Annotated in this window: 3 protein-coding genes and 1 pseudogene; all 4 read left to right on the top strand. The window is 73.2% G+C overall.

Features of this window, described 5'->3' with window-relative positions; translation table 11 throughout:
• Positions 1-152 (top strand): annotated as a pseudogene (locus PV341_RS44105) (flavodoxin-dependent (E)-4-hydroxy-3-methylbut-2-enyl-diphosphate synthase); the annotation flags it as partial.
• 132 nt (positions 153-284) lie between these two features.
• A complete protein-coding gene (locus PV341_RS44110) occupies positions 285-1130 on the top strand; it encodes a GNAT family N-acetyltransferase (RefSeq protein WP_499514304.1) in 846 nt (281 codons plus the stop codon).
• Between the two features lie 14 nt (positions 1131-1144).
• The gene (locus PV341_RS44115; RefSeq protein ID WP_500325777.1) at positions 1145-1678 is read left to right on the top strand and encodes a GNAT family N-acetyltransferase; all 534 of its coding nucleotides are present in this window, start codon (positions 1145-1147) and stop codon (positions 1676-1678) included.
• Positions 1679-1748: 70 nt separating this feature from the next.
• Entirely contained in the window at positions 1749-3437 is a 1689-nt protein-coding gene (locus PV341_RS44120; RefSeq protein ID WP_500325779.1) for a proline--tRNA ligase, read from the top strand.
• Positions 3438-4011: the final 574 nt, after the last annotated feature.

Consider the following 4011-nt stretch of genomic DNA (forward strand, 5'->3'; position numbering starts at 1 on the left):
GCAAGGGGCAGATCTTCGTCAAGGGCGAGGTCATCAAGACCGTGCCGGAGTCGAAGATCGTGGAGACCCTCATCGAGGAGGCCATGAAGCTCGCCGAGCAGATGGAGGCCGACGGCATCGCCTCCGGCGAGCCCTCCGTCTCCGTCAGCTGACCCACCATCCCCTCCCGCGTCCCGGGCCCCCGCGGTCCGGGATACGGGCGGGCACGGGCGGAACACACGTTCCCGAGGTAAGGTTCGGGGACTTCCCCCGACCGCTGCGGCCCGTACGGTGAGGCGCCCCACGTGTTGACGACCACGACGACCAAGGTCATGGAGCCAGGCGAACTCGACGCCGCCCTCGCGGTGCTCGACCGTGATCCGGTGTCCAACGCGTTCGTCGCCTCCCGGGTCGCCGTCGCCGGACTCGACCCCTGGCGCCTCGGCGGCGAGATGTGGGGCTGGTACTCCGGAGGCCGCGTCGAGGCGCTCTGCTACGCCGGCGCCAACCTCGTCCCGATCTGCGCCGGCCCCGAGGCCGTGCGCGCCTTCGCCGAGCGGGCGCTGCGCGCCGGACGCCGCTGCTCCTCCATCGTCGGCCCCACCGCCCCCACCTCCGCGCTGTGGTCGCTGCTCGAACCCAGCTGGGGCCCGGCCCGCGAGGTCCGCTCCCACCAGCCGCTGATGGTCACCCGCGCGCTGCCCGCGCAGGTCGAGCCCGACCCGTACGTGCGGCGGGTCCGGCGCGACGAGATGGACGTGATCATGCCGGCCTGCGTCGCCATGTTCACCGAGGAGGTCGGCGTCTCCCCGCTCGCCGGCGACGGCGGACTGCTCTACCAGGCCCGCGTCGCCGAACTCGTCGGCGCCGGCCGCGCGTTCGCCCGCATCGAGGACGGCAGGGTCGTCTTCAAGGCGGAGATCGGCGCCGTCACCCGGCACGCCTGCCAGATCCAGGGCGTCTGGGTCGCCCCCGAGTACCGCGGCCGCCGCCTGTCCGAGACCGGCATGGCCGCCGTCCTGCACTACGCGCTGCGCGACGTGGCCCCCGTGGCCAGTCTCTACGTCAACGACTTCAACGCGCCCGCCCGGGCCGCGTACCGCCGGGTGGGCTTCACCGAGGTCGGCGCCTTCATGAGCGTCCTGTTCTAGTAGTGTCGCCGCCCATGGAGGACGTGGCGGTCGAGCCGATCGACCTGGCGGCACGGGTGGACGAGGCACTGGCCGTCCAGGCGGTCGCCTTCGGGCTGGGCGCGGAGGAGGTCGCCATCCGCCGGCAGATCGTGCTGCGGCACCTGTGCTTCCCCGGCGTCCGCGCGCTCGGCGCGCTCACCCCCGACGGACGGCTCACCGGCTTCGTGTACGGCATGCCCAACAGCCGGATCCACTGGTGGTCCACGGTCGTCGAGCCCTACCTGCGGCGCACCGGCACCGACGAGTGGCTCGACGACTCCTTCACCATCACCGAGCTGCACGTCCACCCCGGCTTCCAGGGCCGCGGCATCGGGCGCGCCCTCATCACCACCATCACCGACGGCGCCGACGAGCCCCGCAGCATCCTGTCCGCCATCGACACCGAGAGCCGGGCCCGGCGGCTCTACCGCGCCCTCGGCTACACCGATCTGGCCCGGCCCGTGCACTTCCCCAGCGCGGCCAGCCCGTACGCCGTCATGGGCGCCCGCCTGCCGCTCGTGCGATAACGCGTTTCCGGGAGCGCACCACGGCTCGATATCCTCGGCGCAACGGTACGAAACCCCCTGGAGAGCCCCCATGGTCCTGCGCATGTCCCGGCTGATGCTCAAGACGCTGCGCGACGACCCGGCCGACGCCGAGACCGCGAGCCACAAGCTGCTGGTCCGGGCCGGATACGTCCGCCGCTCATCGGCGGGGGTGTGGACCTGGCTGCCGCTCGGCAAGCGGGTGCTGGAGAACGTCGCACGCGTCGTCCGCGAGGAGATGGACGCCATCGGCGGCCAGGAGGTCCTGCTGCCCGCGCTGCTCCCGCGGGAGAACTACGAGCTCACCGGGCGCGCCGGAGAATACGGCGACCTGCTCTTCCAGCTCCGCGACCGCAAGGGCGCGGAGTACGTGCTCGGGCCCACGCACGAGGAGATCTTCACCCAGGTCGTCAAGGACCAGTGCGCGTCCTACAAGGACCTGCCGGTGATCCTCTACCAGATCCAGACCAAGTACCGCGACGAGGCCCGGCCCCGGTCCGGCGTGCTGCGCGGCCGCGAGTTCCAGATGAAGGACTCCTACTCCTTCGACACCACCGACGAGGGCCTGGCCGAGGCCTACCGGCTGCACCGCGAGGCCTACATCAAGATCTTCTCGCGGCTCGGCTTCGACTTCCGCATCGTCTCGGCCGTCTCCGGCGCGATGGGGGGCTCGGCCTCCGAGGAGTTCCTCGCCCCCGCCGCGGCCGGTGAGGACACCTTCGTGGACTGCCCCGCGTGCGACTACGCGGCCAACACCGAGGCCGTCACCACCGTGGTGCCCCCGGTCGAGGGTGCGGACCACCCGGCCGTCGAGGAGGTGGACACCCCCGACACCCCCACCATCGAGACCCTCGCGGCGCACCTGGGGGTGCCGGCCTCGGCGACCCTGAAGAACCTGCTGGTCAAGGTCGACGGCGAGATCGTCGCCGTCGGCGTCCCCGGCGACCGCGAGGTCGACCTCGGCAAGCTCGCCGAGCACCTCGCCCCCGCCGAGGTCGAACTCGTCACCGCCGAGGACTTCACCGGCCGCCCCGACCTCGTCCGCGGCTACGTCGGCCCGCAGGGCCTCACCGGCGTCCGCTACCTCGCCGACCCCCGCGTCGCCCCCGGCACCGCCTGGGTCACCGGCGCCAACAAGCCCGACACGCACGCCCGCAACGTCGTTTGCGGCCGCGACTTCGAGGTCGACGAGTACCTGGACGTCGTCACCGTCGAGCCCGGCGACCCCTGCCCGCGCTGCGGCGCCGGCCTCAAGCTGGACCGGGCCATCGAGATCGGCCACATCTTCCAGCTCGGCCGCAAGTACGCCGACGCCTTCGAGCTCGACGTCCTGGGCCAGAACGGCAAGCCGGTCCGGGTCACCATGGGCTCCTACGGCATCGGCGTCTCCCGCGCCGTCGCCGCGCTCGCCGAGCAGACCGCCGACGGGCAGGGCCTGTGCTGGCCGCGCGAGGTCGCCCCGGCGGACGTCCACATCGTGGCGGCGGGCAAGGCGCTGCAGACGGAACTGGCCCTCGAGGTCGCGGAGAAGCTGCACGCGGCCGGGGTCAGGGTCATCGTCGACGACCGCGCGGGCGTCTCGCCGGGCGTGAAGTTCACCGACGCGGAGCTGCTCGGGGTGCCGACGATCCTCGTCGTGGGGCGCGGCGCGGGGGACGGGGTCGTCGAGGTCAAGGACCGCCGCACCGGGGAGCGCGAGGAGTTGTCGGTGGCGGACGCGGTCTCCCGCGTATCCGCGTAGCGGATGCGGGGGGCCCCTCGCGGCCCGTTGTCGTGTGCGGCTCGTTTGCGCCTGCGGCGGGCGTCCCCCCGCCCGCCCCTTGCCCGGCGTGGTCAGTGACCGCCTGGCGCTGCGTGCGTTGTGGGTCGGTGCTGCGCCGGGGTACGCCCCCAGCCTTCGGCCGGGGACCCCCACCTCCGCGCTCGCGGCGCTGGTCTACGTCATTGGGCGCCGCGTGCTCCGCTCGTCGCCTGCGGGGGCACCCCGCCACACCCCCTCCTGCCGGTTGGGGCGACTAACGGCCGGTGGTGGGTTAGGAGGCGGTCCGGGGTTGCCGCAGGTGCCTTACTCACCCCCCCCACCGGCCGTCATGCGCCCCCACAACGGGAGGGGGTGTGGCGGGGTGCGCCCATGGGGGGTTCCCCCGGCCGAAGGCCGGGGGGAGACGAGCGGCGGACCCGGGTGCCGAACGATGTGGACGTAAACCGCGAGCGCTGTGGGGGTCCCCCCGGCCGAAGGCTGGGGGAGTGCGCCGGCGCGGCCCCGACCCCACCCCAACAGAGCGCAGGCCCGCACTGACCGCGCCGGGCAATCG

Source organism: Streptomyces sp. PA03-1a, assembly GCF_033792805.1.
Taxonomy (GTDB): Bacteria; Actinomycetota; Actinomycetes; order Streptomycetales; family Streptomycetaceae; genus Actinacidiphila.

What these genes read in the sequence shown, in the direction of transcription:
- PV341_RS44115 (WP_500325777.1), top strand. Translation starts at nt 1,145, where the DNA reads ATGGAGGACGTGGCGGTCGAGCCGATCGACCTGGCGGCACGGGTGGAC.
- PV341_RS44120 (WP_500325779.1), top strand. Translation starts at nt 1,749, where the DNA reads ATGGTCCTGCGCATGTCCCGGCTGATGCTCAAGACGCTGCGCGACGAC.